Annotated in this window: 3 protein-coding genes; 2 read left to right on the top strand and 1 reads right to left on the bottom strand. The window is 67.8% G+C overall.

Annotation, left to right across the window (positions count from 1 at the left end; genetic code table 11):
- Positions 1 to 338: ATP-binding protein (locus VGP60_RS37555; RefSeq protein WP_327552975.1), on the top strand; the 338-nt coding region annotated here is incomplete at its 5' end.
- 68 nt (positions 339 to 406) lie between these two features.
- On the opposite strand, the gene VGP60_RS37550 is transcribed toward VGP60_RS37555, so the two are convergent.
- Positions 407 to 1,132 (bottom strand): haloacid dehalogenase type II, encoded by a 726-nt coding sequence (locus VGP60_RS37550; protein WP_327552974.1) that lies wholly within the window; start codon positions 1,130 to 1,132, stop codon positions 407 to 409.
- A gap of 179 nt (positions 1,133 to 1,311) precedes the next feature.
- On the opposite strand from VGP60_RS37550, the gene VGP60_RS37545 reads away from it, so the two are divergent.
- Positions 1,312 to 1,749 carry a Fur family transcriptional regulator gene (locus VGP60_RS37545; protein ID WP_327552973.1) on the top strand — a complete coding sequence of 146 codons (438 nt, stop codon included), beginning with the start codon at positions 1,312 to 1,314 and terminating at the stop codon, positions 1,747 to 1,749.
- The last annotated feature ends 170 nt before the right edge of the window (positions 1,750 to 1,919 follow it).

Raw genomic sequence — 1,919 nt, 5'->3', positions numbered from 1 at the left:
CGGTGGGGGAGGTCCGCCGCTTCCTGCGTGACGTGCTCGGCGCCGATCATCCTGCGCTGGACCGGGTCGAGGTGTGCGCCAGTGAGCTGGTCACCAACTGCATCCTCCACACCGATTCGGGCAAGGGTGGTCACGTCCTGGTCGCCGTCCACGTACGTGCGGATCGGCTCCGCGTCTACGTGGTGGACGAGGGCGGCGCGAGCACCGAGCCGGAGGTACGGCGGAGCGGCTTCAGGGAGAGCGGCCACGGCCTGCACATCGTCGAAGAACTCGCCGATGGCTGGCGTACGCAACTCGAGGATGAGGGCCGGACCACCTGGTTCGACATCGCGCTGTAAAGCATTCGGCCGTACGCGTGGCCACTGGTCAGTACGTACACAATCGCGGCCGACACAGCCTCGTCAGTTCAGCATCCGAGGCTGTCGGCGAGTTCACGGAATCCGGAGACGGCGAGATCACTGGTGACGTCGGCCGCGCGGTCGGCGGTGCGGTGCGGGCCCTTCTCCCGTGGCCGCTCGAGGAACGCGGTGCGCAGTCCGGCATTGCGGGCTCCGTCGATGTCCCATGCGTGAGCGGCGACCATGAGGATGCGGGCAGGCTCGACGTCGAGGAGTTCGGCGGCGGTCAGGTAGGCGCGCGCCGCGGGTTTGTAGGCGCGGGCCAGCTCGGCGGACAGAACGGCGTCGAACGGCAGCCGGGCGGCCTTGACGAGGTGCGTCAGCAGCGCGAACCCGCCGTTGGACAGAGCGACCAGGACATGGCGATCCCGCAGCCGCGACAGTCCCTCGACCGCGTCCTCCCAGGCGGGGAGCCGATGCCAGGTGTGGACGAGCTCCTGGCGTGCGAGATCGTCGAAGGCATGGGCGACACCGTGCTCGTCGAGCAGTTCGTCCAGTGACTCCCGGTGCAGGGTGTCGAGGTAGGCCCAGTCGCGTTCGGCGCGGTTGACACGCTGCATGGACGGCGGGTAGCGGTCACGCCAGGCGTCGGCGAACCCGCCGGCGTCCAGATCCACACCTCGGGCCGCGGCGATCTCGGCCACCTGCTCGGCGACACCCGTACGCCAGTCGACGGTCGTACCGAAAATGTCGCAGGCCACCACGCGTATCGCCTCAGGATCGAACTCCGCCATCGACGCATCATCCTCCCGGTCAAGCGTCCATCAAGGTTATTCGTTGCCGATCTCCTTGCGGAGCGAAGCGGTGAACGCACGCAGTGCCATGACGGGGCGAACGTTGCCTGACGGGGCACCTAGACTTGGATTATTCGTTCTCTTGGATCGTTCGCATTTATGAAGATAGGTTTAGCGCCATGACCGCACCCAAGAGCCCGACCATCGCCGAGGAGCTGCGCGGTGCCGGCCTGCGGGTGACGGCCGCCCGCGTCGCACTGCTCGAGACCGTCCGGGACGGTGACCACCTCGGCGTCGAGGCGCTCGCCTCCGGGGTGCGCGATCGCGTAGGGCATATCTCCCTTCAAGCCGTGTACGAGGCCCTTCACGCGCTCACTGCGGCGGGACTCGTACGCCGCATCGAACCGGCCGGCAGCCCGGCCCGGTTCGAGGGACGCGTCGGGGACAACCACCACCATGTCGTGTGCCGGTCGTGCGGTGTCGTCGCTGACGTCGACTGCGCGGTCGGCGAGGCGCCCTGCCTGACCGCGTCCAACGACCACGGCTTCGTGATCGACGAGGCCGAGGTCATCTACTGGGGCCTGTGCCCCGGCTGCTCCACCGCAATCAGTTCCTGAGCACACGCTCTGATCCCGGAAGGACCCCTGTGTCTGACAGCCATGACACCCGCGTCGGTGAGATGAATGAGGAAAGCGCGGGCGGGTGCCCGGTCTCGGCCGGGCGCTTCAACCACCCGACCGAGGGTGGGACCAACCGTGACTGGTGGCCGAACCAGCTCAACCTGAAG

Source organism: Amycolatopsis sp. (genome assembly GCF_036008905.1).
Taxonomy (GTDB): Bacteria; Actinomycetota; Actinomycetes; order Mycobacteriales; family Pseudonocardiaceae; genus Amycolatopsis.
This window is presented reverse-complemented; position numbering and strand designations above follow the sequence as displayed.

Coding starts and splice junctions, on each gene's coding strand:
- VGP60_RS37550 (WP_327552974.1), bottom strand. CDS start 1,132: ATGGCGGAGTTCGATCCTGAGGCGATACGCGTGGTGGCCTGCGACATT.
- VGP60_RS37545 (WP_327552973.1), top strand. CDS start 1,312: ATGACCGCACCCAAGAGCCCGACCATCGCCGAGGAGCTGCGCGGTGCC.